The organism is Bifidobacterium sp. UTCIF-39 (assembly GCF_006408715.1).
GTDB lineage: Bacteria > Actinomycetota > Actinomycetes > Actinomycetales > Bifidobacteriaceae > Galliscardovia > Galliscardovia tissieri.
On the sequence record NZ_JEOG01000005.1, the window covers coordinates 67,811 to 94,104 of the forward strand.

A 26,294-nucleotide genomic window follows, 5' to 3' on the forward strand; every position below is an offset into this window, starting at 1 on the left:
ATGATGTGACGGAGTATGAGAATTTATGTGCAGATGAATGGTTCCCCGTCGTGTCGTATCCGATTTCGTCTACGCTGACCCCTGATAAAGGAACCACAATTGCAATCCATGTAGAGAGGTCCATTGTTCAATAAGTTTTTCAAGAACATATCGACCGTTCCCGTCATCGCCGGCGCGCTCGCCGCAGTGACGTCCTTCCTGTTCTCCGCGAAGATCGGCATCGCGGGATCGGTGATCGGCACGGCGGTCGGCTCCATAGTCTCCACGGTGGCCTCGCAGGTCTACCAGAACGTACTGCGCGAATCCGGAAAGAAGATTCAGGAGGTCGTGCAGATCAATTCCGAGGACGACGATTCGTCGTCCGAATCCTCCGATACCAAGAACGTCGCCGCCAAAACGGATGATGCCGTCGAAGCCGACTCCACTCAGGTGCTGGGCAACGAGGCGGCATCCGGCACCACGGTCATGCCGGCGGTGGGTGACGCCACGCAGACTCTTCCCGCAGCGGATGCCACCCGAGTGCTGTCCTCCGATGGCACGGCGGTTGACGGTACGAAGGTCATGCCCACGGTCGGTCGTTCGGCAGCATCCCACAGTGGCCGTACCACGATTTCCGGCGCGGCCGGCACCGGAACCAAGAACGTCAAGGGTGTGCTCGCCGCGTCGAAGGCGGCCGAACAGGACAATCATCGCAAGGCGATCATCATCTCGGTGGTGACCGCACTGGTCGCCGTAGGCATCAGCGCCGGCGTGGTCCTGCTGCTCACCAACGGACAGGGCACCGACGACGTGGTTCGTCGTCATCTGCCGTCGCAGACGCAAACCACGCAGACCGTGACGCCGAGCGAGACCGCCACGCCCACTGCGCCGACGGAGAAGAAGACGAGTGACACCTACGAGCCCACGGACGAATCCACCGGAAGCACCGGTGAACATGCCGGCAGCACATCGGAGTCCACCACGGGCACCAGCGGTACGGGCTCCTCCTCGGAGTCCACCACGGGCACCGGTACCTCCGGGGAATCCGACACCACCTCCGGAACGTCGGGTTCGACATCGAATTCCGGTTCCGGTTCGACGGGTTCCGGCACTGGCAGCGATTCGTCAGGTTCCGGCACCGGTACCAGCGGATCGGGTACGTCGGGTTCGACGGGTTCCGGTTCCACTTCGAATTCCGGCACCGGTTCCGGTTCGACCGGCTCTGGTTCGACCGGCTCCGATTCGTCGGGATCCAGCGGCACGTCGGGTTCCGGTTCGACCGGCTCCGATACCACTACCGGCAGCACGGGTACCACCAGCATCCAGTAGGATCACCGTGTTATTCCGCCGGCCGATATGAATGATCTCCGTCGCCGGACGCATGGCCATCAACGGCCGTGTGTCCGGCGATGTTGCATATATGCGCGAGCGCCCCGTTTTGTGGCACTCGCACAACACGATGTGCCTATAGGACACGCCGAAGTTGCGTGTACTGGAGTGCGCGTGTAATATATTTCAAGTCCGAAACGACCGGTTAGTTGTTCATAGCTATGAACAATGGCTGACGGGGCTATGGCGCAGCTGGTAGCGCATCTCCATGGCATGGAGGGGGTCGGGGGTTCGAATCCCCCTAGCTCCACTGATAAGGTCCGGAATCCGTATGGGTTCCGGACCTTTTTCAATTCCGTACCGGCATGTACTCCGATCCATAACACTCGAGGTGCGGCCCGGCCGACATGAAGTCAGGGTCGGGGCTATCCTTATTGAGGTATTTGCGACAACACCGCTGGTGGAAACGTAGATATCGCAAATTGACAACGTATTGATTGACGGCATCGAAAGCAACACAATCGACAGTTGAAGGACAGCTAGGCGTACGGGTAATGGTACGGCGACCGGGTGAAGGCAGGTGATGTGCGATGATGAGGATTTTCAGCACCGTCAGTGGGCAGATCGAGCAGATTGAGAAACCGGCTCCTGGATCATGGATATGTCTGAGCGAACCGACCGATGTGGAGCTTGCCACCGTTGCCGAAACCTGCAGCATCGATCTTGCCGATCTGCGGGCCCCGCTGGATGATGAGGAGAGGTCACGTGTGGACGTCGAGGACAACTACACGATGATCATCGTCGACATCCCGACCGTGGAGGAACGCGGCGGCCGCGACTGGTACGAGACCATCCCGTTGTCGATCATTCTTGTGGATGACGTGATCATCACCGTCTGCATGCAGGACACCCCGGTGCTCCATCCGTTCATGGAAGGCACGATCCGAGGATTCAACACGTTCATGAAGTCCCGGTTCATCCTGCAGATCCTGTACCGCAACGCCACCATGTACTTGCGGTATCTGCGCATCATCGACCGCGAGAGCGACAAGCTGGAACTCAAGCTGCGTCACTCCATGCAGAACCGTGAGATCCTGATGCTACTCGAGCTGAGCAAGACATTGGTCTACTTCACCACGTCGCTCAAATCGAACGAAATCGTGATGGAGAAGCTCAACACACTGACACGAATCCGTCAGTACCCCGACGATGAGGACCTGCTCGAGGACGTGATCATCGAGAACAAACAGGCCATCGAGATGGCGAACATCTACAGCGGCGTTCTTGCGAACATGACCGACGCATTCGCGTCCGTCGTGTCCAACAACCTGAACAATGTGATGCGAGTGTTCACCATCATCTCCATCACACTGTCGATTCCCACGCTTATTTTCTCGATGTACGGCATGAACTTTGCCGAGGGACAGTTGGGAATGCCGTTGACCGACAAGACGTGGGGCTTCGCGGCGATCATCGTCATATCGTTGATCGTCTCCGCTCTGGTGACCTGGTTCCTCACCCGCTCCCGCATGTTCAAGTAGGGGGACGCCACGTGCATGGCGATGTCGCGGCATGGCGATCAGGCCGCATCATAAGGGGATTGGCTGCCGTTCTGGTTGCCACGCTCACGCTGACCCTGTCGTCCTGCGGGCGCAGCCCACTCGACGTCAGCGAGGTGACCGGTCCACGCATCGTGATCGGCGTGACCTTCGACCAGCCCGGCATGGGGCTGCGCAAGGGCAGCCAGTACAGCGGATTCAACATCGAGGTCGCCGAATACGTCGCCCGCAAGCTTGGCTATGCGAAATGGCAGATCGTATGGGAGGAGGCGCCCTACGACCAGCGGGTGTCCATGCTCGCCAACGGCGATGTGGACATGGTTACCGGCATGTACGTGGACAAGACCACGGCCGCCGACGATTCCGCCATGAATGCGCTCGGCTACGACTTCGTCGGCCCCTATCTCGACGGACGACAGGACGTCATGATGCTGGCACAGGATGCCGATGACATCCACACCATCGGCGATCTTGCCGGACGACATGTATGCGTGGTATCCGGCAGCCGCACAGTGGACGATCTCCAGCAGGCCCTTGGCGCATCGATCACGCTGCTCGAACAGCCCAGCGCCACCCAATGCACCACGGCGCTGATGACGGGAATGGTCGACGCGGTCTCCGCCGAGGCCGCGGTACTCGCCGGCATGGTCGCATCCGCGGACACCGCCAAAGTGACGACGCTGGGACTTGACTATGCGCAAGGCCAATACGGGATCGGACTGAAAACCGGCAGCGACAAGCTCTCCTCGGAAGTGAAGAAAGCACTTGACGGCATGGAACAGGACGGATCCCTGGCCCGAGTGTACGCCGACACACTCGGCAGGATAGGATACCGGGCCTGATCAGTCCCACCACGCCTATTTCCACTCATGGCCGTGAAGCGCTCGCCGGTCCGCTCACCAACTGGGACGGCGGATGCGGCGTGTCCGGATGTGTGGTGATAATTGCCCCTGTTACTTGGAATTTTGTCAGACAAAGGAGCAACATGGCGCAGGACGCAACCGAGGCCGATGTCGCACAGCGGAGCGAGAACGGGGAACCCGCATTCCGATACAACGCCGATCTGGCGCAGAAGATCGAAGAGGACTGGCAGAAGCGCTGGGACGATGAAGGCACCTTCTGGGCGGCCAACGTCAACGGCGATCTGAAGGACGGCGACGGGCGCAACGCCGAGGGACGTCCTTCGTATTTCGCCATGGACATGTTCCCCTATCCGTCGGGCAAGGGCCTGCACGTGGGTCATCCGCTTGGCTACCTCGCCACCGACGTGGTGAGCCGTTACCACCGCATGAAGGGCGAGAACGTACTGCACGCCATGGGCTATGACGCCTTCGGTCTTCCCGCCGAACAGTACGCCGTGCAGACCGGTCAGCATCCTCGCATCACCACCGAGCAGAACATCGCCAACATGCGCCGCCAGCTGCATCGCATGGGCCTGAGCTTCGACAACCGTCGCTCCTTCGCCACCATCGATCCCGGCTATGTGCGCTGGACCCAGTGGATCTTCTCTCGCATCTACGACTCCTGGTACGACGAGGACGCCACCAACCCCAGTGGTTCCAAGGGATCCGCCCGTCCGATCGGCGAGCTGATCGCCAAGTTCGAATCCGGAGAGAAGGCCATCCCGGGCCATGAGTCCGATGGCAAGTCCTGGGCCGACCTGACCGAGGCCGAGCAGCAGGACGTGCTCAACGATTTCCGCATCGCCTACATCTCCAAGTCCCCGGTCAACTGGTGCCCGGGTCTGGGCACCGTGCTCGCCAACGAGGAGGTCACCGCCGAAGGCAAGTCCGAGCGCGGCAACTTCCCCGTCTTCCAGCGTGAGCTCCGCCAGTGGTCCATGCGCATCACCGCCTACGGCCACCGTCTGATCGAGGATCTCGCGACCATCGATTGGCCCGAGAAGGTCAAGCTCATGCAGCGCAACTGGATCGGCGAATCCCACGGTGCATCCGTGCACTTCACCGTGGCCACGCCGAACGGCGAACGCGACATGGAGATCTACACCACCCGTCCCGACACCCTGTTCGGCACCACCTTCGCCGTGGTGTCCCCCGAACACCACCTGCTCGAGGACGTGCCCGCTGAATGGCCGGCCGAGACGCCCGAGGAGTGGAAGGGCGGCTACGCCACGCCCGTCGAGGCCGTAAAGGCCTACCGTCTGGCCGCCGAATCCAAGACCGCCAAGGATCGTGTGGACGAGGGCGGCGAGAAGACCGGTCTGTTCACCGGTCTGTACGCCGTCAATCCGATCACCGGCGCGAAGCTGCCGCTGTTCACCGCCGACTACGTGCTCATGGACTACGGCACCGGTGCCATCATGGCCGTGCCTGGTGGCGATCAGCGTGATTACGACTTCGCCGTGAAGTTCGGCCTGCCGGTCATCTACACCGTGCAGCCGCTGCCGGAATCCGGCGACGATCTGTCGAACTACGAGGGCAAGGCCCCGTTCGTCAGCCACGATGGCATCGTGATCAACTCCTCCGTCGATGCGACCGCGACCAAGGGCGATGCGTTGAGCCTCAATGGTCTGCGTGTGGACGACGCCATTGCCAAGGTGAACGCATGGCTGGAGTCCGCCGGCGTGGGCAAGGGCACGGTCAGCTACCGTCTGCGCGATTGGCTGTTCAGCCGTCAGCGCTACTGGGGCGAGCCGTTCCCGATCGTCTATGACGAGGAGGGAACCCCGCATCTGCTGCCCGATTCCGCGCTGCCGATCAACCTGCCCGACGTGCCCGACTATGAGCCGCGCACCTTCGACCCGATGGACGCCGAGTCCAACCCGGAGGCTCCGCTGAGCCGCAACGAGGACTGGGTCAAGGTCACGCTCGATCTGGGCGATGGCGAGAAGACCTACTACCGTGACACGAACACCATGCCGAACTGGGCTGGTTCCTGCTGGTACTACATGCGCTACATCGACCCGACCGACACCGCACACATGGTGGAGAAGGACGAGTTCGACTACTGGATGGGCCCGAACCACAACGCCACGTCCGGCAAGTCGGGCGGCGTGGACCTGTACATCGGCGGCGTGGAGCACGCGGTGCTGCACCTGCTGTACTCGCGTTTCTGGCACAAGGTGCTCTTCGATCTAGGCTACGTGGATTCGGCCGAACCGTTCCACAAGCTGTTCAACCAGGGCATGATCCAGGCGTACGCCTACACCGACGACCGTGGCCAGTACGTGCCCGCCGCCGAAGTGGAGGAGGGACCGGCCGACGAGAACGGCGAACCGACGTTCACCTGGCACGGCCAGCACGCCAACCGCGAGTTCGGCAAGATGGGCAAGAGCCTGAAGAACATCATTACGCCGGACGACATGTACGCCAATTACGGTGCCGATACGTTCCGTCTGTATGAGATGAGCATGGGCCCGCTGGACGAGTCCCGTCCGTGGAACACGCGCAACGTGGTGGGTGGCATGCGCTTCCTGCAGCGTCTGTGGCGTAATGTGATCGACGAAAACACCGGCGAGGCCCACGCGTCCGACGACGAGCTCGACGTCAAGACGCTCAAGCTGCTGAACAATACGATCCACGATGTGACCGTGGAGATGGAGGCCATGCGCCCGAACACGGCGATCTCCAAGCTCATCGTGCTGAACAACCACCTGACGGGTCTGGACTCCGTGCCGCGCTCCGCGGTCGAGCCGCTGATCCTCATGCTGTCGCCGATCGCCCCGCATATCTGCGAGGAGCTGTGGCGCAGGCTCGGCCACCCCAAGTCGCTGGCGCACGAGCCGTGGCCGGTCGCCGACGAGCAGTACGTGGGTCAGGATTCCGTCACCGCCGTGGTCCAGGTCAAGGGCAAGGTGCGTGGCAAGCTCGAGGTGAGCCCCGACATCTCCGCCGAGGAGCTGGAGAAGCTCGCTCTGGCACTGCCCGCCGTGCAGTCCAGGCTGGGCGGCCAGCCGCCGCGCAAGGTGATCGTCAAGGCCCCGAAGATCGTCTCCGTGGTGCCTGCCAACTGATTCGGTGACTCACTGAATCGGCGGTTCTGATAAAGCCGTGGGGGTCCCTCTCGTGGAGAGGAACCCCCACAGTCGTATTGCAGTGATCGATGCGATGGTGACTGCAGCGTTAGGTGGAGGAGGAGGGGGTTCCATTCGACCACATCGTCCTGTATGGCTTGCGCCGTCGGTGATCGCAAGCCCATGGTGGAAGAGTGCCGAAACCCCTGCCTCATTCCGAATGGTCGTCCGACCCGCCCAGCATCCGTGACCTGCCCGTCACCGAGGTGCCATTGCCGGCGGACTATGCCGATCCAACGGACCCGACCATGACATTGGATCCAGTCATCGGTGACGATGCCCCGCCGGCTCGGACCGGATCATCATCGATGCTGGGCATGCTCGCCGGCGTCACCGTGGACGACGGGGGAGCCGACGACCTGCTGGAGCGACGTATTGCGCGTGACCGCCCCCGATTGGCATTGGAGCCACGGCATGCCATCATCATCATCCTGATCCTCGTAGTGGCCTTGAGCCTCAGCCTCACTCTGCTGGTGCAGCAGGGCATACGTCTCAGCGCCATGTCATGGAAAGAAAGCTCGGCTGACACGCCACCCGCATCGTCGGCACCGACCGACTCCAGCACATCGTCATCCACTTCATCGTCCCCACCCGCATCGGCCCCGCCGCAGAACCCGTCTGAGTCTCAGCCTCAGGATTCGCCATCGTCAGGATCGGACGACAACGACCATGCGACCGCTCCCTCTCCGATTCCGACTTCGACGCCCACATCGACGCTGATCGATCTCAATACGGCGACCGTGGAGGAGTTACAGACCATCAAAGGCGTCGGCCCGGTCACCGCGCAACGCATTGTCGACCATCGCAACCGGATCGGCAGGTACACCAGCGTCGATCAACTCCTCGACGTTTCCGGCATCGGCGCCAAAACACTGGAGAAGATCCGCCCCTACGTGGAGGTGCGGCCATGACGGCGCGAAATGGGGGACGTCGGTCATCGTCGCGACCGTATCATGACCGGGAGCAGGGAAGTCGAGACTGGCGCATGCTGCCCTGCGCGCTCGCCGTCTGGAGCGCAATGCTGGCGGAACACCTGCTGTTCGTCCACTATGCCGATGCCATCGGCAACGCCATTGGTGACGACAGGACAATGTGGCCCATGATCGCCGACCGGATGCCGTTGATCGTCGCATTCGTCATTCTTATCGCCGCGTTGGCGTGTGGCGTGGCCGTTCGATCGTATTGCCGTCATCGTGACCGGAACGCTCGTCGGCATCGATATGGCAGACGCCCTCGACGTCGATCATCGCTTCGACGTCGATCATCTCCTCGACCGCGATTCATGACCGTTGACGCCATGTCGTTGCGCTGCCATGTCATCGTGATCGTCGCCGCGGCGCTCTGCGCGTTCGTCATCGGCGGAATGACCGACATGAAACAGTCCGGCGATCCTATCGCCACTGCCATCGCCGACGGCGCGGATACCACCGTCGAGGTCATCGCCACGACATCCACGCCAATGGCCACGGCCTCCCTCCGTGACGCCGACTGCCAGACCGACATCCGCGTGCACGGAGTGACGATCGATCTCATTCGCCTGCCGTCATCGCTTGCGGTGCGCGTTTACGCGACCGGTTCCGCCTGCAGATTACGGCAGGGAGCCGCATACCGTATCGTCGGCACCCTGCGTCAGCCCCGGTTCGGCACGGCGACGGCATGGCTGATCGTCGACGACGATCCGGATGCGGTGACCGAAACCACGCGGCCGGTCTGGTGGCGACGTGCCGGCACCACCATGCAGGAATCCTTCATCCGCGGCACCCGCGGGCTTCCCGAGTACGGTCGGGTGCTGGTGCCCGGTCTCACCCTCGGTGTGCTGGGACAGGACGTCGTCATGACGCCGTGGACGGAGGAATCCGATACGGAACCACGGGCATGGTCCACCGGTGATGCCGACGATGTCGACGAGGCGTATGCGCAACGATTGGAGGATGATTTCAAACAGGCCGGCATCATGCATCTCATGGCGGTGTCAGGCAGCCATTTCGTGCTTGCCGCGGTCTTCATGCGACGATTGTGCGCCCGGTTCCTGACACCACGTTGGATAACCGCAGCCGGCATCGTCGCCGCGTATGCGGTACTCGGCACACTCGTCTACCCCTCCGACTCGGTGCTACGCGCCGCGATCATGGGTATGGGCGGCGTCGCCTGCCTGCTGGCCGGACGACGATCGCAGGCACTCGCCGGACTGAACTGGACGGTGATCCTCTCCCTACTGTTCGACCCGTCGCTGGCACGCAGCTACGGGTTCGCCCTGTCCTGCACCGCCGTATATGGTCTGGTCCTGTTCGGTGGCGCCGTGGAACGGTTCCTGAGACGGTTCATGCCGCGAGTGCTGGCCGACACGATGGCCGTAACCGTGTCCGCGCAGATCCTCGCCCTGCCCGTGCAGACCATGATGAACCCGCAGCTGCCCGTGCTTGCCGTACCTGCGAACATGCTGGTCGCGCCGTTCGTGGCCTTCGCCACCATCGCCGGTCTGCTGTCGCTTTGCGTGGCATGGGCTATCCCCGTCGTCGGATATGCGCTCGCATGGGGATCGTGTATTGGCACGTTGCCGATCGAACGATGCGCCACGCTGATCGGTGGATCCCGATTCAGTGTTCTGCCTTGGACGGAGGGGCCTGTGGGCGCGCTGATCGTCGTGCTCATCGAGACAGGCGTGTTCTTGATAATGCTGACGGCCCGCAGTGCGATCCGACGATTGACCCGTATGGTGATGCAACGACGATCAGACGGCACCCATCCGTCATATGACGATCCATACGAGGAGGGAGAACCCTATCGCGCGCGATACATGGAACGTGCGGACGTCTGGTGGCGTGAGACCCGCGCCATGCTGTTCGAACGGGACGTGGGTGATGTCCAGCAGTGACGCGACATTAGGATGCATGGCAGCAGCACAAGGCAGAGGCGGAGCGCCCGTCAGCATCGTATTCGGCGGGGACCGGTTCCTCAACACCCAGAATGTGCGCGACCTGTGTCACGCGGCATGCGATCAACGTCCGGATGCGGAACTCGTGGAACTCGATGCATCCGAATGCGACTCCTACGCCTTTGACGAGGCCGTCAGCCCGTCGTTGCTCTCCGACATCGCAATCGTCGAGATCAGCAATCTGCAGTCCGCTGACGATCGTCTTGGCGACGCGTTGATCGCGTACACCAAACAGGCGAAAAACGATCCGACCAACTCCAGCATTCTGATCTGCCAGCATGAAGGCGGCCCCAAGGGCAAGCGCATCCTCGACGCCATGGTGCGTGCCGGCGCGAAACGGATCGACGTTCCCGATCTCAAGAAAGCCGACGCGAAGATCAACTTCGTCTATCAGCGGTTCGAACGCGAAGGCCGGCGCGTGGACCCGCTTGCAGCCCAGCAGCTCGTCGGCGTGCTGGGGGAGAAGACCGGTGAACTCGCCGCCATGTGCTCCCAACTGTGCTTCGATTTCGATGACGAGATCATCGGGCTCGACCGCGTCAACCAGTATCTGATCGCCAATCCACAGGTCACCGGCTTCATGGTGGCCGACAAGGCCGTGGAAGGCCGTACCGCCGAGGCCATCGTCGCCATGCGATCGGCCATCGAGCAGGGAACGGATCCGATCGCGCTCATCGGCGCGCTCGCCATGAAGCTGCGCACCCTGGCCAAGGCGTCGGCCGTGAAATCGGGGACCATCTCCCAGGCTGAGGCAAAAACCAACCCATGGGTGCTGAAGAACGCCACCCGTCAGCTGCCGGGCTGGACATCAGCCGGACTGGCCCGTTGCATCCGCATGCTCGCATGGGCGGACGAGCAGAGCAAGACCAACGGCGGCGATCCCGTCTACGCTTTGGAACGGTCCATCGAGATCATCGCGACCAAGGGCCGCGGCTGAATGTGACGGATGACGATATCCGCGATACACGAGATACGAGTCACGAATACGATTGAGGATGCCATGAACAGAAACGACAACGCGAGCACTACAACCATCACCCTGCAGGCGCCGACCGCCGACGACATGCGTCGCATCGGCCGGCAGCTGGCCGAAATCGTGCACGGCGGCGACGTCCTGCTGCTGTCCGGACCGCTGGGTGCCGGCAAGACCACCCTCGCCCAAGGGTTTGGCGCCGGTCTGGGAATCACCGAACCGATCGTGTCGCCCACCTTCACGATCGCCCGTGAACTCAACGGACGGTTCGCCGACGGTGCGCGCGCGCATCTGGTGCACGTCGACGCGTACCGTCTCGGCGGCACCGCCTACGCTCCGGGACAGGACGCGGTGGGCCGGCTACTCGATGAACTCGAATCCCTGGGTCTCGACGAGGAGCTTGAGGATCCTAGCGACAACACGGTGATCCTCATGGAATGGGGCGAGCAGATGGTGGCTGCCCTCGCCCCGGAACGTCTGGAGATTCACATCGATCGTCCGCTGGACGGATCGTCGGCGACACGCGACGACGGGGAGCTGACCGGCGACGGCATGCGTACCGTCACACTGGTTCCCGTTGGCGAGTCATGGCAGGATCGCCGACTTCCCGCATGATCGCACCGACGCCGATCGGTGTAGACTCACTACAGGCTTTTTGCAGGGCTTGACGCAGACAGGGAGGATTACATGGGCTGCACACTGGTGATCGACACCTCATACGGTTCGACGGTGGGCGTCGTGGGCTACGAGCCGATCATCGAGACCGATTCGCGCACCCACGTGGAAAAACTGCAGGGCAACATCGCCCACGCCATCGAACGCTCGGGCAACACGCCGCAGGACATCGACACGATCGTCGTCGGTACCGGCCCGGCGCCTTTCACCGGCCTGCGCGCCGGCATCGTCACCGCCAAGGCACTGGCCTTCGCCACCGGAGCCACGCTGATCGGTCAGAACATCCTGGAACCGCAGGCGCACTGGAACATCATCCGGCGCAGGGGGAACGCCGCCGGCCCGCATGTGCTGACGCTTGCAGTGAATGACGCTCGACGCAAGCAGCTGTATTTCGAACTGTGCGCAGTACCGGCCGTCGGAACCGACGATGAGGCGCGGACCGTGCCGCTGATCGCCATGGACATCGATTACCCCACCACAATCGTCGACCGCGTGAACACGGCCGTCCGCGACTATGCCGAGGCGCACGGATGCGATGTCGAGGCGATCGTCGTCGACGTGGTGGGCCACGGTGCGGGCAAGTACGAGTCCGTGCTGAGGAACGTGGAACAGCTGGGCGATATCGTCGATGAATCCGTGCTGGATCAGACGGAGAGCTGGTCCCTGTTCGCCACTCTGGCCATCGTCCAGCACGCCGAACACCCGGACGATCCCATCGAACCGCTGTACCTGCGTCGCCCGGACGCCGAAGTGCCGAATCCGCTCAAGCACGTGCTCAACCACGCCGGTGCCGAAAGGACCGTCTGAATGCTCGTCGGATTGCATGACATCGACCGTGATCGGGCGATCGCCGCGTTTGCCGCACTCGAACGGGAGCTGTTCGGCAAGGGCGCATGGAGCGAAAACGCCATCCGTCAGGAACTCGATGCGCCGGCGCGCACCTACGTCTTCGACGTCGATGAACCGGACGGACCTATACGGGGCTACGCGGGATTCTGGTATGACGGAGACGACGCGGAACTCATGACGATAGGCGTGTCGAAGGATCACCATCGACAGGGCATCGCCGCGGCGATGCTCGACCGTCTGCTGCACGACGCCGAACTGCAGGGGGCACGACGAATGCTGCTGGAGGTGCGAGTGGACAACGCCCCTGCCATCGCGCTCTACCGTCGGTTCGGCTTCTCCATCATGGGGCGGCGCAAACGCTACTACCAACCCGAGGGAATCGACGCATACACGATGAGCGCCGATATCAGGCCCCACGTCATGGGATTCCAGACGACGCAGACGACGCAGACAAGGGGCAACGACCAAGACATCCACGACAATGAAGGAGCGGCACAATGAACGAACCCGTGGTGCTGGGCATCGAATCCACCTGTGACGAAACGGCCGCGGCCGTAGTATGCGGCGGCACGTTGCTGTCGAACGTGGTCGCATCCTCCATGAACGAGCACGCCCGCTACGGCGGTGTGATCCCGGAAATCGCCTCGCGAGCCCATGCCGAGGCTTTCGTACCCGTGGTGTCCAAGGCACTCGCCGACGCCGATATGGACATCGCCGACGTGGATGCGATCGCCGTATCCGCGGGTCCCGGCCTTGCCGGATGCCTTGCCGTCGGCGTGTCCGGAGCCAAGGCCCTGGCCTATGCCGCGGGCAAGCCCATCTACGGCATCAACCATGTGATCGGACATATCGCCGTCACGCAGTTGCAATTCGGCCCGTTCCCGGAGGATACGCTGGCGTTGATCGTCTCCGGCGGTCATACGTCGCTGCTGCATGTGCAGGATGTCGCCCGTCACGTCGACGTGGTCGGTACCACGCTCGACGATGCGGCGGGGGAGTGCTTCGACAAGGTGGCTCGTCTGCTGGGCTTCCCCTACCCGGGAGGGCCGCATATCGATCGTCATGCGCAGTCGGGTGATCCCCATGCCATCAGAGTGCCGCAGGGACTGACCCAGGGCAAAGCCGGTGCCAAGCATCCGTATGATTTCAGCTTCTCCGGCGTCAAGACCGCCGTGGCACGGTGGATCGAGGAGCGTCAGACCGCCGGCGAGACCATTCCGGTGGATGACGTGTGCGCGTCGCTGGCCGATTCGGTGGCGTCCGTGCTGGCGAAGAAGGCCGTGCGCGGTTGCGAACAGTATGGCTCCCGTACGCTGATCGTTGGCGGAGGATTCTCCGCCAACTCACAGCTGCGCGCCAAGCTGCTCGAAGTCGGTTCACGGCACGGCATCGAAGTGCGTATTCCCGAGATCAAACTGTGCACCGACAACGGTGCCATGGTGGCCATGCTCGGTTCGAACCTGGTGCAGGCCGGTGTCAAGCCCAGCAGTCTCGACTTCTCCATCGATTCGGCCATGCCGCTATCCAAGATCTGCATGGAGTAGCGCGCTGCATGGGATGGCGATCCGATCCGGATGGTCAATCGCGAGATTCGATTTTCACGCCTCGATGTACCGACTCCGCTTTCAGGATGAGTTCGGCGAGACTGATGTGCAGAGCGTCACAGACCGCCCACAGTTTGTCATAGCTCACCGATCGTTCCCCGCGTTCGATCCTGCCCATATACGAGCGGTCGATGCCGGCATCCAGTGCCAGTCGTTCCTGACTGAGATCGTGTTCTTTGCGAAGTTGCACTATGGCCTGTCCGAGATCCCTGCGTCGCTGCATTGCCGATTCATGTGCCGATATGCCCCTTGAGGGCGTTTCGTTCGTAACCATAGGGGACATGGTCCGTTTCAAAGGGTATGCAGTCCACGGCATATAGTCCGTATTTGCTTCTATGGTGAGCGCAAGAAGAGCGAATTGTGCTACGGTGAGGTCCTGTCGGCGCAGTGTGGTTTCTTCGTAAGCGCCCTAGGAAGAAAGATTTCATGAACATTCTTGCCGAGCTTCACTATATCGGTCACAATACTGCTGCGGTGGCGGATCTGCTGTCCAACATCGACGACGATATGCTGACGGATACGTTCAATGCACTCGATCCCGCTGAGGATACGTTTTTCAGGAACATCGCCGGTGTGGAGATGATGAGACGCAATCTCCCGATCGACGGGAAGGACGATATCGTCATCGAAAAACTGTGGCCCGGCGATATGCAGTAGAGGCGGCATGTGGTAAGACCGAACGGGTCGCACGGCAGGGTTTACGTTGCCTCGCGAGAACGAGGTGACGCAACTGGCTGCCGGCGGGTTTGCTTGGGCTTGTCTGGGCAAGCTGACGGATGGCGAAAACGCAAACGCGACGAAAATGCAAAAACCCCGAGAATCGTTTCCGTTCCCGGGGTGTAGGTGGTGCGCCAGACAGGATTCGAACCTGCGACCTTCTGATCCGTAGTCAGATGCTCTAATCCGCTGGGCTACTGGCGCATGCTGTCTCAAATCGACAACTCAATTAATATAACTCGCATTGTGGCATATGCAAAATCGGCGTGTCGCGCCTGACTGGTAGACTTTCAACCATTGTCTTTTTAAAGAATCGGCCAGCGAATGGAAGTGAAACGCGTGACTGAGACGAACAATAGGGGAGTATGGCGGGCGATCCATCGGGTGGCGGCATCAGATACGATTTCCGGACTGATCATGCTGGGGTTTGCGCTGGCCGGACTGTTGCTGGCGAACATTCCCGCCACGGCCCACATGTTCGAGACGATGTCGGAGATCCACATCGGCATTCCATATACCAACATCAATCTCTCCATCGGCCATTGGGCTCAGGACGGTCTGCTTACCGTGTTCTTCCTGGTCGTCGGTCTTGACCTCAAACAGGAGCTCACCACCGGCTCCCTCGCCAATCCCAAGGCCGCCGCGGTGCCGATGGCCTGCGCCGTGGGCGGTATGCTCGTTCCGCCGGCGTTGTTCCTGCTTACCGTCTTTCTGTTCTCCTCATTCGGTCCCGGACCCGTCGGCATGGACGTGGTCGCTACCGGCACGGCCCATGAGCTCGCCGACGTCTCTCAGGGATGGGCGGTTCCCATGGCCACGGATATCGCGTTCTCCCTGACCGTGCTCGCGTTGTTCGCCAAGGGGCTGCCCGGCTCCATCCGCGCGTTCCTGATGACATTGGCGACCGTGGACGATCTGCTTGCGGTGATTGTGATCGCGCTGTTCTTCTCGAACCTCAACGCATGGTACTGGTTCCTCGGCATTGTGCTCTGCGCGGTCGCATGGGCTTGGCTGGTCAAACGGCGTCGTGTGCCGTGGGTGGCGGTGGCTGTGGTCGGCATTCTTTCCTGGGTGATGATGTTCGAGGCCGGAGTGCATCCCACGCTTGCCGGCGTGCTCGTCGGACTGCTCACCCCGGCACGCGAGATGCATGGTGAGGCCACTCCGCGCGCCGAACGGTACAAGGACAAATTGCAGCCGTTCTCCGCCCTGCTGGCGTTGCCGATCTTCGCGCTGTTCGCCACCGGAGTCCATTTTGAAACGATCAGCGCGGCGATGCTGGTATCGCCGGTGGTGCTGGGTATCGCAGTCGGTCTGGTGGTCGGCAAGCCCGTGGGCATCATGATCACGGCATGGCTGTCCACGCACCTCGCCGGACTGAAACTGGCCAAGGGGTTGCGCGTGCGGGACCTGTTCCCGGCGGCCTGCGCCTGCGGCATCGGTTTCACCGTATCGTTCCTCATCGCATCGCTGGCCTACGCCGATACGGAGTTGTCCGGCGAGGCTCGATTCGGCGTACTGGTGGGATCACTGCTGTCGGCGGCGATTGCCGGCGTGTTGCTCAGCCGTCAGGCGCGGCGTTTCCGCGAACATGCCGCGGAAAGCCTGATCGACGGTGAAGACCAGACCGATGACTCCGATGACGAGTACGAGATCGTGGGCGAAGACGGCAGCGTGACCGTGTCGATCGACAAGATACGTTCGTCCGGAAAGACCGAACGAAAGACAAGGAGCTGAATGTCATGGCGAAGATCGTGAAGAAGAGTCACGAAAAGGCCAAGTCCGGCAAGGGGAAGGACAAGGCCAAGGCCAAATCCACCAAGGTGGACAAGAAATCGACGGATGGGAAGTCGTCGAGCAAGGGCGCCAAGGACAAGAACCGCGTCAGCACGGCGGAGATCGTGGAGCCGAAGCTGGAAACCTCCGCCAATGCGCCAGCCGATTCGGATTCCCCGTATGACGACACGTATTATCGCGGTCCGGTGATGATGCGCGGATCCATGATCCCCGAAGACACCACCATCGGCAATCTGCTGCGTGCCGACGATCGTACCGACTGGCTGCATATGGATCCTTGGCGTGTTCTGCGCATCCAGGCGGAGTTCGTCGATGGATTCGGTGCGCTGGCTGAGGTCGGTCCCGCGGTGGCCGTGTTCGGCTCGGCCCGTACGCAACGCACCGATCCCGCCTACAAGGCCGCCCGGAGGATGGGCCGTCTGCTTGCCGAGCGTGGGGTGGCCACGATCACTGGTGGCGGACCCGGCATCATGGAGGCGGCGAACCGAGGCGCATCCCTGGCCGGAGGAAAGTCCGTGGGGCTGGGCATCGAGCTGCCCCACGAACAGGGAATGAACAACTATGTCAATCTGGGCATGACGTTCCGATACTTCTTCGTGCGCAAGACCATGTTCGTCAAGTATTCGTCCGGTGTGATCGTCTGCCCCGGTGGATTCGGCACGCTTGACGAAATGTTCGAAGTGCTCACTCTGGTTCAGACGCATAAGGTCACCACGATGCCGATCGTGCTGTTCGATACGGCGTATTGGCAGGGACTGTTCGATTGGATCCAGAGCACTCTGATGGATCGTGGCATGATCTCGCCCATTGATCCGAATCTGGTGACGCTCACTGACAGCCCGGACGAGGCCGTGCAGTACGCCACTCGCCTTATCGCACAGTGACCTTATCGCACAGTGACCTTCAATGACGATGATCTCGGAGATGCCGAATGGCGGCCGAGATCATCGTTTGATGCTGAGAATCATGCCGGTGCCCACTGGAATCAGCGCCGAGTCGAACCGTTCGTCGTCGAACGCGTCGTCGATCAACTGACACATGTGCGCCACCCGGTCATGTTGGCTGCTCTGATGCTGTCCGCTGTGATCCTGTCCTGATGCCTCGGTCTGGGATCGGGGTGATGGGGTAGCGCTTGCACTGTGCAGGGCAAGCGCATCACACAGCATCAGCACGCCGTCACGACGCAGCAGACGGTAGGCGTGGTCGAACGCCCCACTGTAATTCTGCTCGTCACCGGTCACGATCACCATGTCGTAGTCGCCGGGATTCAACCGAGGAAGAAACACATCGGCCTTGGCGTTGACCACACGCAGTTTGACATGCGTATGATCCTGCATCCGATTGAACGCCTTGCGGATCAGGACGGTACCTTGCGCCGACGAATCGACGGCGGTGAGCTGACCTGGGGTATCGGCTGACAGCGCATTCAGCGCGCCGATCAGATGAACGGTCTCCACCAGCGCACCGGTGCCGAGGATGATCACCGATCGCGCGCGGACCTGCCGCACCTGAATCGCCATGAATCGAGCCTGCGACGCCGATCCCTGTTCGAATCCCGCATCCAGTGCCTGACGGCGCAGTTCGTGCAACAGATCCGATTCATTGTCGTAAGCGGTATCCTCGATGAACTCCCAGCCGTTGGCCAGCTTGGAATAGTCCCGTCCGCTCATCACTCGGCCTCCGAAGACACCCTTGCCGCATCCACTTTCTGAATGGTCTGCCACAGCTCCTCGCCCACGTCGATGCCCTTGGGGCAGTGCATTGAACAGGCGCGTACGGACTGACAGGCACGCGCGCCATCCGGTTCCATCAGGGCGGTCAGACGGTCGGCGGTGGCACCGTCACGTGAATCGTTGATGAATCGGGATGCGGCGATCATGGCCGCCGGGCCGACGAAGGCGTCTCCACCCGCGTACACCGGGCAGCTGCCCTCGCACACGCCGCAGGCGATGCAGTTGCTCAGCAGCTCATATCGGGCGAGCTGTGCGGGATTCTGCAGATATTCGAACGCATTGATCTTGCCTTCGTCAGTGACCTTCAGATCACCCGACGCCTTAAGATACGGCTCGAGCTTGCGGATCTGATTCAGCATCGGATCAATGTCCGCGATCAGATCGCGCTGTGTGGGGAATCCGGGCAGCGCCGCCAATTCGATGATCAGAGGGGTGTCCGGATCAAGGTCGTCAAGATTCAGTGCGTGCGCGTCGTCATCCAAAGGCTCCCCGGTGGGACGGAACCCGTCGCTGTCGACAAATCCGGGGGTGTCAGGGCGCACCCAGTCTCGCACCTTGGCGGTGCACAGCAGAGTGGGCGTGCCGTTGATGGCCACCGCGTCGGACCCGCACATGCCATGGCCACAGGAGTAGCGGAACGCGAGGGACGGATCCTGTTCACGCTTGACGGCGAGCAGACAGTCCAGCACCGAATCGCTGGCATGGACGTCCAACGTATAGTCCTGCGTCCAGCGCTTGCCGCGCGCGCGATTCGTACGGCCTGATGCGACATCGCCCCCAAATGGGGACTTCGACCGGGAGCCGAACGGGCTGCCGCCGCGACGACGGCCGGGGCGTTCAGGCTTCGGGGTGAAACGGGAGACGCGCAAGGTCACCGTAAGCATACGGTCAACTGCGGCATTGGTCATGAATGTTCTTCTCCTCGCAAATTCGTGCATGAATTCGTACATGCTGTCAACACAGTCTACTCAGCATTCTGACGCCGGAAATGACGTTGTCGCGATTTCCGGCGTCAGAACGCTGAGGATATGCCTTGGTCGGGAATGGAACCGACATGATCGGCTCGGGCGGCGGCGGGACCGGTCCGGAACTCAGTATTGACGGGCCTTCGGCGGATACGCGGTGATGATCACCGGCTGCCAGGCGACGTTGCGGCCGCCATCCACCATGGAATGCGTCAGGAACCGTTCATCGTCGCGCTGCGGATGATCCGTGCGATACAACGATCCGCGTGACTCTTCTCGTGCATCGGATGCGGTAAGCATCACGCCGGCCAGCGTGAGCAGATGACGGGCTTCGAGGATTGCGGTGAGCTCCTGATTATAGGCGGCGGTATCGCTATGCGTGTGCAGAAGCTCAACACGGGGGCACAGCGTGCCGTCGATCTCGGCAAGCGCCGCGGCGATTCCGTCATGATCGCATCGCACGGCGGCATACCGTTCCATGAGCGCACCCAGATCGGCCATCAGACGGTAGGGATTGTCGTCGGGCGCATCCGTGTCGATCTGGTCATCGTCCACCGGCTGCAGCAATGCCTTGAGGTCCTGTTCGCGGTGTGCGGCGGCATCGTCCACGGCGGTGGTGTCGATGTCGGTCAGCTCCTCGTCGGGGGCTCCGGCCATGGGATCGTCGGCAATGAGTCGGGCGATCGTTGCGCCGGTGCGGGAGCCGAACAGGCAGGCGTCGAGCAGCGAGTTCGCGCCCAGACGGTTCGCGCCGTGTACGCTGACGCAGGAGCATTCGCCGGCGGCGAACAGGCCTTCGACGGTGCGACGGGAGTCGTCAGTCCATTCGTAGACGTTGCCATCAGCGGTGATCGGGATTCCGCCCATGGTGTAGTGCGCGGTCGGCTTGATCGGAATGAGATCGTGCGCGGGGTCGAGTCCGGCGTATTCACGTACCGTATCGCACACTTCGGGCAGCTTCTCCTTGAGCGCCTGCTCGCCGATGCCGGTCAGGTCAAGCCAGACGCAGTCCTTCGGGCCATCGGGGTCCTTGGGGTCGGCCACTCCACGTCCGGCATCCACCTCGGCAACGATCGAGCGGGACACCACGTCGCGTGCTGCAAGATCGCCGTGCCCCGGGGCATACCGGTCCATGAAGTGTTCGCCGTCGGCGTTGAGCAGTCGTCCGCCTTCGCCGCGAGCGGCCTCGGACAGCAGGATGCCGGTGTGGGCCAGACCCGTGGGGTGGAACTGCACGAACTCGATGTCCTCCAGCTGCAGGCCCGCCTCGAGCGCCAATGCCATGCCGTCACCGGTCAGATCCCAGGAGTTCGATGTGGTGTGGAAGAGCCGGCCTGCGCCACCGGTGGCCAGAACGATATTGCGCGCATTCACGCCATGCACGGTACCGGTGTGCGTGTCGATCACCACCAGACCACGCGCCATGGCATGGCCATTGCCGTCGCGTTCCAGCACGAGGTCACTGACGTACCATTCCTCGGCGAATTCAACGCCCTCCTTGACGCACTGCTGCCAGAGCGCGTGCAGAATCTGATGGCCGATGCGGTCGGCGGCGTAGGCGGTGCGACGAACCGGCTGCTTGCCGAACTCCGCGGTATGCCCGCCGAACAGACGTTGGGCGATATGACCGTCCTCGGTACGAGAGAACGCCACACCGTCATGCTCCAGACCGATCACCGTGGCCGGCGCCTCCTTGGCGAGGATCTCGGCCATGTCCTGATCGGCGAGCCAGTCGCTGCCCTTGATCGTGTCGTAGAAATGCCAGTGCCAGTCGTCATGATCGATATTGCCCAGACTGGCCGCGATGCCGCCCTCCGCGGAACCGGTGTGGGAGCGCAGCGGCTGAAGCTTCGAAATGACCAGAATACGAGGGGTGCGTCCCTCCTCCTTCATCTGCGCGAACTGGTCCGACCTGACCAGTCCCAGACTTGCCGACAGGCCTGCCGCGCCTGCGCCCACGATTACCACGTCATACTGTGTTTCCAACTGCTTCGGACTCATAGGTTCGATTGTCCCACAAGCCATGACCGGGGGAGGACCGGCTCTGACGCGGCTGGATGCCGTGGATAATGGGAGCCATGGAGCAGACGTTTTCCCAGCGGGTCTATGACGTGGTTCGGCGTATTCCGAAAGGGCGGGTCGCTACCTACGGTCAGGTGGCGGCTTTGGCGGGAGCCCCGCGTTCCGCCCGGTTTGTCGGTTTCGCGTTGCATGCGAATCCCGAGCCCGGTGTAATCCCCTGCCATCGCGTGGTGTTTCGGGACGGTTCTTTGGCCCCCGGATTCGCATTCGGCGGTCCCGATCGTCAACGGGAGTTGCTGGAGGAGGAGGGCGTGGCTTTCGTGCCTCCGACTGGGAACGCACCATGCGGCGCCGATGGATGGAAAGTGGATCTCGACCGCTGCCAGTGGAGGGCATGAGCCTATACCGCTAAAGCGGATGCTGAACGCTGATATGGTCCTCCGGCATGGCCCGGGTTCCGGATCGGCGAGTGACACCTATTGTGCCGTCCGCATCCATGGCGATGAGTTCCGCCGCTTCCAATGCGGCCAGGGCCCGTTGTGCGGCGGCGACGCCGATAACCTTGCCGGGATGCCGTTCGCGTATCCGTGCGATTACGGTGTCCATCGTGCAGACGATGTGCTCCCGGCCGAGAGAGCGTATGGCGGCCAGCATCATCGTCTGCAGAGGGTCCTCGACGGTGATGGTCGTGTCGCCGTCGGATTCGTCGTCATCGGATGGTTCGCCATGCGGTGTGTCCAACAGGTATGGCGTGTGCTCCGGATGGCAGATTTCGCTGATATCCGTGGCCGAGGCGAGCAATACGGCCTTGCCGTCATGCACCAGGCGATTGCATCCGGTGTTGTATGGCTCGTCGATGTCGCCGGGCGCGGCGACCAGAGTCCGGTTCATCTCCGCGGCCCAGGTGGCGGTGTTCAATGCGCCGGAACGGTGACGGGCCTGCGCCACGACGATCACACCGGCCATTGCGGCGATGATCCGATTGCGGAGCAGAAACCGTCGCGCCTCGGGGACGGTGCCGGGTGGCATCTCACTGATCAGAGCACCCTGTGTCATGAGCATGGCATCGAACAGTCTGAAGTTGCATGAGGGGCCACGGCGCTCCACTCCGCCGGCGAATACCGCCACCGTACGCCCGGCATGTTCGGGGTCGTCCGAGCCCTCACGCTCCTCCCGCGCCGCGAGTGCGCCCCAATGCGCCGCCGCATCGGCACCCTTCGCTCCTCCGGACACCACGAGATGACCGTGGCGGGCGGCCTGCAGCCCCACGCTGCGGGCCACGAACCGGCCATAATCGTTGACATCGCGTGACCCGACGACGGCGATCGGCTCATCACAGCTGACCAGCGTGGCGGGGTTCCCCATGCCCCACAGGCACAGCGGGGGAGCCCAATCGGAACGGATGGCCAGATCGTCGAGCTGACCGGGCCAGTACGGTGAGCCGGGGCCGATGATCCACTGTCCGCCGTGAAAGGTGAAATGATCCGTCAGCGTTTCCCATGCATGAACGGGCAGCGTGGAGAGTCGCTCACGCCATCGGGAAAGCGCCGTGTGGAATCGTTCCAGTCCACGCGCATCGGGACGGCGTCCCCATCGCGCGGCACCGACGATGAAGAACCGGTCCAGTTCGGCATTGGCCTTGCCGATCATCGTGTCGATGCGGCCCTGATCGTCAAGCCATGCAGGCGGTGAGCCGGACGAGGGGGCTGCCAGCAGCGCCAGAAGCAGGCTGGCGGATTGCGTGCCCTTGAGCGCCGCGAACATCAGCGCATCCGGACCATCGGCGCAGAATGACAGCACGGCACGGGCCAACGCGTCGGCGTCGAGCGAAAGAGTCCTGCTGTCGTGGTCGGGGTGAGCAAGCCTTGTCATAATCGGTGCCTCCCATCATCGCAATCGGGTGCGCAGGGCGATGCCGGATGACACGTCCTGCGCGTCGGGACTGGTCCGGCCTGCAACGTCGGACAGCGTCCACGCCAGGCGAAGGGCTCGATCGGCGCCTCTCAGGCTCAGTCGTTGCTGCTCCAACGCCTGTGTGAGCGGCATCAGCGCCTTGGCCGACGTGTGGGCTCTGAGCCATTCTCCGCTGGCCTTGGCGTTACATGGCCAGTTTTCGAACCGATACCGTTCGGCGGCGGCATTGCGCGCCTCGATCACGCGTGCCCGGATCGTGGCGCTGGTCTCGGCGGGTGATGCGGCGGTCGGGGTGAAGGTCGCGATGGGCGGCACGGTGATCTGAATATCGATACGGTCAAGAATCGGACCGGACAATCGATTCCAGTACCGGGTGCGCTCCTTAACGCTGCACACGCATTTCTCCCCGGTACCCCATCCGAATCCGCACGGACAGGGGTTTGCGGCCATGACCAGCTGGAATCGTGCGGGGTAGTGGGCATTGCCCTTGGACCGGGAGATCGCCACGTATCCCGTCTCCAACGGCTCGCGAATGGTCTGCAGCACGCGTGGCGGGAATTCGGGTGCCTCATCCATGAACAGCACGCCGTTGTGCGCGCGGGTGATGGCACCCGGGCGGGCTATCCCGGACCCGCCTCCCACCAGTGCCGCCACACTGGCGGTGTGATGCGGGGCCTCGTACGGGGGAACATCGGTGATGCCATGTTCGGTGAGCGTGCCGCAGAGTGAACGGATCGAGGCGACCTCCAGCTGCTGTCGTTCGTTCATCGGCGGCATGATCGTAGGCAGTCGTGAGGCCAGCATCGTCTTGCCCGCGCCGGGAGGCCCCACCATGATCACATGATGGCCTCCCGCGGCCGCGACCTCCAACGCCCACTTCGTATGCTCCTGACCCATGACCTGACTCATGTCCAGTCCAGTGGCCGGCTTGTCGCTCAGTGGATCATCGAATGACGGGGTACGCAGTTCGTAGGAATCGTCGGGAATCCGATACTTGGTCTTGCCTCCCATATGTTCGATGAGTTCGCCTACATGACGGATCGTCACGACGCCGATGTCGGGAACCAGTTCGGCTTCCTCATGATTGCTATGGGGAATGAATGCCTTGGCGATGCCGCTGTTGCGCGCATGCAGCAGGATCGGCAGCAGACCGGTGACCGGCAGCACCGTGCCGTCGAGTTTGAGCTCGCCCAGTACCAGCGTGTCGGATAGTGAATCATGGGGGATCGCACCGCCTGCGCACAGTACGCTCGCCGCGATCGCCAGATCGTGGGCGGCACCGCTTTTGGGCAGGGATGCGGGGGACAGGTTCACGGTCACCCGCGTCTCCGGCCAGGAGAATCCGGCGGAGGCACAGGCCGATTTCACCCGTTCCCGGGCCTCGGACAGGGAGGTATCGGGAAGTCCGATGATACTGAAATAGGGCAGTCCGGGGGAGATATACGCCTGCATGCTTACGGTGAATGCCTTCAACCCGTTCAGGCTGACGGAGAGTGCGGTACCTATACGCATCAGAACGCTCCCGGAATCAGATGGACTTCAGGGGCTCGTCGTGAGCCGTGCACGGTGATCGCCAGTACGTCGAAGCGTGTGGAAACGTGGGGGAAGTCGTGTCCGCGCTCCTGTAGCCATTGGATCCCGGCACGGCGCAGCGTGGTCTGCTTGTGCGCGTTCACTGCTGATTGCGGACTGCCGAAACTGGCATTGCGACGGGTCTTGACCTCTACGAACGAGAGCCGATCATCAGGAGTGAGCGCAATGATGTCGAGTTCGCCGTACCGGGAATGCCAGTTGCGGTCCACGACCCGCCAGCCGCGACGTTCAAGCCAGAGGACGCCATAGGCCTCGCCGAGTGCGCCGAGCCGTTTCGGCGTGAGGCCGGGCTCGTGCAGGGCGGCGGTAAGCCTGTTGAATCGTTCGAAGGGATTGGAGACGGAAGAGATGATGGAGGCATCGGCCGCTGATGGTGCGTTCGATGGAGTGGGAGAGAGGAGGGATGCTGCTGGGGTGAGGATTGAATCTGTCATGATTCGAGTCCATCATCATGCGTCGTGGTCCGTCTAGGGTTACGGCGCAATGTGGTCGAATGCACCCCCGGCATGGCCGGCGGTACGCGAGTCGACGCCGGCCATGCCAGTCTTGCCGTGGCGGTCAGCCCACCAGGCCGGTGAGCTCCGCAAGATTGAGTTCGAAGCTCACGCCACGTTCCTCAAAGTGTGGCTGGTTGCGGGTGGACTTCATGGCGGAACGTACGAATTCGCCGGCGATGCGGGCGCTTTCGGCGAGCGTGCGGCCAGCCATCACCGCGCCGCACAACGCCGAGGCGAAGGCGTCGCCGGTGCCGTGGATCATGTATGGCAGCTTCTCATGGGCCAGTTCGGTCATGCCGTCCACTCCGGAGTCCGCGGTGGCCACATAGTTACGGATCATGCCGTCTTCGCGATCCACGCCCTTGAGCACCACGCTCTTGGCACCGAGCGCCAGCAGTGCATCCATCCAGTCGGCTACCTCGTCGACGGTCAGGTTCTTGCCCGGGTAGTCACGCCCGGTGAGGATCGACGCCTCGGTAAGGTTCGGCATCAGCACGTCGGCACCATCGGCCAGCGCGCCCATGGCCTCGCACAGCTCCGTGGTGTATGTGGGGTACATGTGACCGCCATCGCCCATCACCGGATCGACCAGTCGTAGGGCGTTCGGATACTCACGGTACAGACGCTGGATGATGGCCACCTGGCCGGCGCTGCCGAGGAATCCCGAATACACGCCGTCGAGCTCCACGCCCTCCTTGCCCCATGCGTCAAGGTAATCGTTCAGCATGTCGGTGGTGTCGTGGAACGTGTAGTCCTTGTACATCGTGTGCGCGGAGAACAATGCCGTGGGTACCGGGCACACGTCGCATCCGGCGGCGGACAGGATCGGAATCGCCGAGGTCAGTGAGCATTTGCCGTAGCCGCACATATCGTGCACGGCCGCGATGCGGGGGATGTAGTCGGGGTCGCGCTGATAGAGCACGGCGTCGTCGTTCGTGGTCATGGAACTCGCTTTCTCGATCGTCGGGAGGCTCCACGGTGGCAATGCGGCGGAGCCGTTCCCGTCCAGACTACCGTCGCTCGATGATGATCGATTCGGATTCCTCGGCGTGTCATGGGAGAAAACCGCGCCGAAGGGACGATTCCGGCCATCGGCAAACCCTTTGCGCCCGCAAGGGTT

The 26,294-nt window shown here is 62.3% G+C and carries 24 protein-coding genes and 2 tRNA genes; 16 read left to right on the forward strand and 10 right to left on the reverse strand.

All coding sequences use genetic code 11. The features are described from left to right. The first annotated feature begins 123 nt into the window (after positions 1–123). The 6 genes from EP30_RS03115 (at position 124) to EP30_RS03140 (ending at position 7,811) form a co-directional block, all read left to right on the forward strand. Entirely contained in the window at positions 124–1,308 is a 1,185-nt protein-coding gene (locus EP30_RS03115) for a hypothetical protein (RefSeq protein ID WP_140556050.1), read from the forward strand. 237 nt (positions 1,309–1,545) lie between these two features. Continuing rightward, positions 1,546–1,618: transfer RNA gene (locus EP30_RS03120), tRNA-Ala, on the forward strand. Between the two features lie 280 nt (positions 1,619–1,898). Continuing rightward, entirely contained in the window at positions 1,899–2,849 is a 951-nt protein-coding gene (locus EP30_RS03125; RefSeq protein ID WP_094663548.1) for a magnesium transporter CorA family protein, read from the forward strand. Between the two features lie 59 nt (positions 2,850–2,908). Beyond that, complete coding sequence (locus EP30_RS03130) at positions 2,909–3,709, forward strand: transporter substrate-binding domain-containing protein (protein ID WP_140556052.1); 801 nt, start codon at positions 2,909–2,911, stop codon at positions 3,707–3,709. Positions 3,710–3,852: 143 nt separating this feature from the next. Next, entirely contained in the window at positions 3,853–6,840 is a 2,988-nt protein-coding gene (gene leuS, locus EP30_RS03135) for a leucine--tRNA ligase (protein WP_140556054.1), read from the forward strand. Between the two features lie 194 nt (positions 6,841–7,034). Further along, entirely contained in the window at positions 7,035–7,811 is a 777-nt protein-coding gene (locus tag EP30_RS03140) for a helix-hairpin-helix domain-containing protein (RefSeq protein WP_258185335.1), read from the forward strand. A gap of 231 nt (positions 7,812–8,042) precedes the next feature. Here the strand turns inward: EP30_RS03140 and EP30_RS11065 are convergent, their stop codons facing one another. Continuing rightward, the gene (locus EP30_RS11065) at positions 8,043–8,165 is read right to left on the reverse strand and encodes a hypothetical protein (RefSeq protein WP_258185336.1); all 123 of its coding nucleotides are present in this window, start codon (positions 8,163–8,165) and stop codon (positions 8,043–8,045) included. A gap of 17 nt (positions 8,166–8,182) precedes the next feature. Between EP30_RS11065 and EP30_RS03145 the strand changes: the two genes are divergently transcribed. The 6 genes from EP30_RS03145 (at position 8,183) to tsaD (ending at position 13,876) form a co-directional block, all read left to right on the forward strand. Then, a complete protein-coding gene (locus EP30_RS03145) occupies positions 8,183–9,775 on the forward strand; it encodes a ComEC/Rec2 family competence protein (RefSeq protein ID WP_181160766.1) in 1,593 nt (530 codons plus the stop codon). A 16-nt stretch (positions 9,776–9,791) separates the two neighbouring features. Beyond that, entirely contained in the window at positions 9,792–10,772 is a 981-nt protein-coding gene (gene holA / locus EP30_RS03150; RefSeq protein ID WP_169713065.1) for a DNA polymerase III subunit delta, read from the forward strand. 63 nt (positions 10,773–10,835) lie between these two features. After that, a complete protein-coding gene (tsaE, locus tag EP30_RS03155; RefSeq protein WP_140556060.1) occupies positions 10,836–11,423 on the forward strand; it encodes a tRNA (adenosine(37)-N6)-threonylcarbamoyltransferase complex ATPase subunit type 1 TsaE in 588 nt (195 codons plus the stop codon). A 72-nt stretch (positions 11,424–11,495) separates the two neighbouring features. After that, a complete protein-coding gene (tsaB, locus tag EP30_RS03160; protein ID WP_140556062.1) occupies positions 11,496–12,290 on the forward strand; it encodes a tRNA (adenosine(37)-N6)-threonylcarbamoyltransferase complex dimerization subunit type 1 TsaB in 795 nt (264 codons plus the stop codon). Further along, positions 12,291–12,833, forward strand: a complete 543-nt coding sequence (rimI, locus tag EP30_RS03165) for a ribosomal protein S18-alanine N-acetyltransferase (protein ID WP_140556064.1) — start codon at positions 12,291–12,293, stop codon at positions 12,831–12,833. Further along, complete coding sequence (gene tsaD, locus EP30_RS03170) at positions 12,830–13,876, forward strand: tRNA (adenosine(37)-N6)-threonylcarbamoyltransferase complex transferase subunit TsaD (RefSeq protein ID WP_140556067.1); 1,047 nt, start codon at positions 12,830–12,832, stop codon at positions 13,874–13,876. The genes rimI and tsaD overlap by 4 nt, the downstream gene beginning before the upstream one ends. A 34-nt stretch (positions 13,877–13,910) precedes the next feature. Here tsaD and EP30_RS03175 read toward each other — a convergent pair whose 3' ends face one another. Then, positions 13,911–14,159, reverse strand: coding sequence for a helix-turn-helix domain-containing protein (locus EP30_RS03175; protein WP_140556069.1), 249 nt, complete (start codon positions 14,157–14,159; stop codon positions 13,911–13,913). Positions 14,160–14,362: 203 nt separating this feature from the next. On the opposite strand from EP30_RS03175, the gene EP30_RS03180 reads away from it, so the two are divergent. Further along, positions 14,363–14,593: a hypothetical protein gene (locus tag EP30_RS03180; protein ID WP_140556071.1), complete on the forward strand. Its 231-nt coding sequence runs from the start codon at positions 14,363–14,365 to the stop codon at positions 14,591–14,593. 187 nt (positions 14,594–14,780) lie between these two features. On the opposite strand, the gene EP30_RS03185 is transcribed toward EP30_RS03180, so the two are convergent. Continuing rightward, positions 14,781–14,857 (reverse strand) — tRNA-Arg (locus EP30_RS03185). A gap of 120 nt (positions 14,858–14,977) precedes the next feature. On the opposite strand from EP30_RS03185, the gene nhaA reads away from it, so the two are divergent. Then, a complete protein-coding gene (nhaA, locus tag EP30_RS03190; protein ID WP_140556074.1) occupies positions 14,978–16,390 on the forward strand; it encodes a Na+/H+ antiporter NhaA in 1,413 nt (470 codons plus the stop codon). 5 nt (positions 16,391–16,395) lie between these two features. After that, a complete protein-coding gene (locus EP30_RS03195) occupies positions 16,396–17,334 on the forward strand; it encodes a TIGR00730 family Rossman fold protein (protein ID WP_140556077.1) in 939 nt (312 codons plus the stop codon). Between the two features lie 60 nt (positions 17,335–17,394). Here EP30_RS03195 and EP30_RS03200 read toward each other — a convergent pair whose 3' ends face one another. From EP30_RS03200 to EP30_RS03210, 3 genes are all read right to left on the reverse strand, one after another. Then, entirely contained in the window at positions 17,395–18,120 is a 726-nt protein-coding gene (locus EP30_RS03200; RefSeq protein WP_140556079.1) for an O-methyltransferase, read from the reverse strand. Further along, positions 18,120–19,091: a succinate dehydrogenase/fumarate reductase iron-sulfur subunit gene (locus EP30_RS03205; RefSeq protein ID WP_258185338.1), complete on the reverse strand. Its 972-nt coding sequence runs from the start codon at positions 19,089–19,091 to the stop codon at positions 18,120–18,122. The genes EP30_RS03200 and EP30_RS03205 overlap by 1 nt, the downstream gene beginning before the upstream one ends. A gap of 183 nt (positions 19,092–19,274) precedes the next feature. Beyond that, positions 19,275–21,149: an FAD-binding protein gene (locus EP30_RS03210; protein WP_140556081.1), complete on the reverse strand. Its 1,875-nt coding sequence runs from the start codon at positions 21,147–21,149 to the stop codon at positions 19,275–19,277. Positions 21,150–21,226: 77 nt separating this feature from the next. Between EP30_RS03210 and EP30_RS03215 the strand changes: the two genes are divergently transcribed. After that, the gene (locus EP30_RS03215) at positions 21,227–21,568 is read left to right on the forward strand and encodes an MGMT family protein (RefSeq protein WP_094663758.1); all 342 of its coding nucleotides are present in this window, start codon (positions 21,227–21,229) and stop codon (positions 21,566–21,568) included. A 10-nt stretch (positions 21,569–21,578) separates the two neighbouring features. Here EP30_RS03215 and EP30_RS03220 read toward each other — a convergent pair whose 3' ends face one another. The 4 genes from EP30_RS03220 to EP30_RS03235 all read right to left on the reverse strand — a co-directional run bounded on the left by EP30_RS03220 (position 21,579) and on the right by EP30_RS03235 (position 26,117). Beyond that, a complete protein-coding gene (locus tag EP30_RS03220) occupies positions 21,579–23,042 on the reverse strand; it encodes a DNA-processing protein DprA (protein ID WP_140556084.1) in 1,464 nt (487 codons plus the stop codon). Positions 23,043–23,057: 15 nt separating this feature from the next. Next, positions 23,058–24,596 (reverse strand): YifB family Mg chelatase-like AAA ATPase, encoded by a 1,539-nt coding sequence (locus EP30_RS03225; RefSeq protein WP_140556086.1) that lies wholly within the window; start codon positions 24,594–24,596, stop codon positions 23,058–23,060. Then, positions 24,596–25,111, reverse strand: coding sequence for a YraN family protein (locus tag EP30_RS03230; RefSeq protein ID WP_094663580.1), 516 nt, complete (start codon positions 25,109–25,111; stop codon positions 24,596–24,598). The genes EP30_RS03225 and EP30_RS03230 overlap by 1 nt, the downstream gene beginning before the upstream one ends. Positions 25,112–25,235: 124 nt before the next feature. Beyond that, positions 25,236–26,117: a pyridoxamine kinase gene (locus EP30_RS03235; protein ID WP_094663582.1), complete on the reverse strand. Its 882-nt coding sequence runs from the start codon at positions 26,115–26,117 to the stop codon at positions 25,236–25,238. Between the last annotated feature and the right edge of the window lie 177 nt (positions 26,118–26,294).

What these genes read in the sequence shown, in the direction of transcription:
- EP30_RS03125 (WP_094663548.1), top strand. Translation starts at nt 1,899, where the DNA reads ATGATGAGGATTTTCAGCACCGTCAGTGGGCAGATCGAGCAGATTGAG.
- leuS (WP_140556054.1), top strand. Translation starts at nt 3,853, where the DNA reads ATGGCGCAGGACGCAACCGAGGCCGATGTCGCACAGCGGAGCGAGAAC.
- EP30_RS11065 (WP_258185336.1), bottom strand. Translation starts at nt 8,165, where the DNA reads ATGATCGACGTCGAAGCGATGATCGACGTCGAGGGCGTCTGCCATATC.
- EP30_RS03145 (WP_181160766.1), top strand. Translation starts at nt 8,183, where the DNA reads ATGACCGTTGACGCCATGTCGTTGCGCTGCCATGTCATCGTGATCGTC.
- holA (WP_169713065.1), top strand. Translation starts at nt 9,792, where the DNA reads ATGGCAGCAGCACAAGGCAGAGGCGGAGCGCCCGTCAGCATCGTATTC.
- tsaE (WP_140556060.1), top strand. Translation starts at nt 10,836, where the DNA reads ATGAACAGAAACGACAACGCGAGCACTACAACCATCACCCTGCAGGCG.
- tsaB (WP_140556062.1), top strand. Translation starts at nt 11,496, where the DNA reads ATGGGCTGCACACTGGTGATCGACACCTCATACGGTTCGACGGTGGGC.
- rimI (WP_140556064.1), top strand. Translation starts at nt 12,291, where the DNA reads ATGCTCGTCGGATTGCATGACATCGACCGTGATCGGGCGATCGCCGCG.
- tsaD (WP_140556067.1), top strand. Translation starts at nt 12,830, where the DNA reads ATGAACGAACCCGTGGTGCTGGGCATCGAATCCACCTGTGACGAAACG.
- EP30_RS03175 (WP_140556069.1), bottom strand. Translation starts at nt 14,159, where the DNA reads ATGCAGCGACGCAGGGATCTCGGACAGGCCATAGTGCAACTTCGCAAA.
- EP30_RS03180 (WP_140556071.1), top strand. Translation starts at nt 14,363, where the DNA reads ATGAACATTCTTGCCGAGCTTCACTATATCGGTCACAATACTGCTGCG.
- nhaA (WP_140556074.1), top strand. Translation starts at nt 14,978, where the DNA reads ATGGAAGTGAAACGCGTGACTGAGACGAACAATAGGGGAGTATGGCGG.
- EP30_RS03195 (WP_140556077.1), top strand. Translation starts at nt 16,396, where the DNA reads ATGGCGAAGATCGTGAAGAAGAGTCACGAAAAGGCCAAGTCCGGCAAG.
- EP30_RS03200 (WP_140556079.1), bottom strand. Translation starts at nt 18,120, where the DNA reads ATGAGCGGACGGGACTATTCCAAGCTGGCCAACGGCTGGGAGTTCATC.
- EP30_RS03205 (WP_258185338.1), bottom strand. Translation starts at nt 19,091, where the DNA reads ATGACCAATGCCGCAGTTGACCGTATGCTTACGGTGACCTTGCGCGTC.
- EP30_RS03210 (WP_140556081.1), bottom strand. Translation starts at nt 21,149, where the DNA reads ATGAGTCCGAAGCAGTTGGAAACACAGTATGACGTGGTAATCGTGGGC.
- EP30_RS03215 (WP_094663758.1), top strand. Translation starts at nt 21,227, where the DNA reads ATGGAGCAGACGTTTTCCCAGCGGGTCTATGACGTGGTTCGGCGTATT.
- EP30_RS03220 (WP_140556084.1), bottom strand. Translation starts at nt 23,042, where the DNA reads ATGACAAGGCTTGCTCACCCCGACCACGACAGCAGGACTCTTTCGCTC.
- EP30_RS03225 (WP_140556086.1), bottom strand. Translation starts at nt 24,596, where the DNA reads ATGCGTATAGGTACCGCACTCTCCGTCAGCCTGAACGGGTTGAAGGCA.
- EP30_RS03230 (WP_094663580.1), bottom strand. Translation starts at nt 25,111, where the DNA reads ATGACAGATTCAATCCTCACCCCAGCAGCATCCCTCCTCTCTCCCACT.
- EP30_RS03235 (WP_094663582.1), bottom strand. Translation starts at nt 26,117, where the DNA reads ATGACCACGAACGACGACGCCGTGCTCTATCAGCGCGACCCCGACTAC.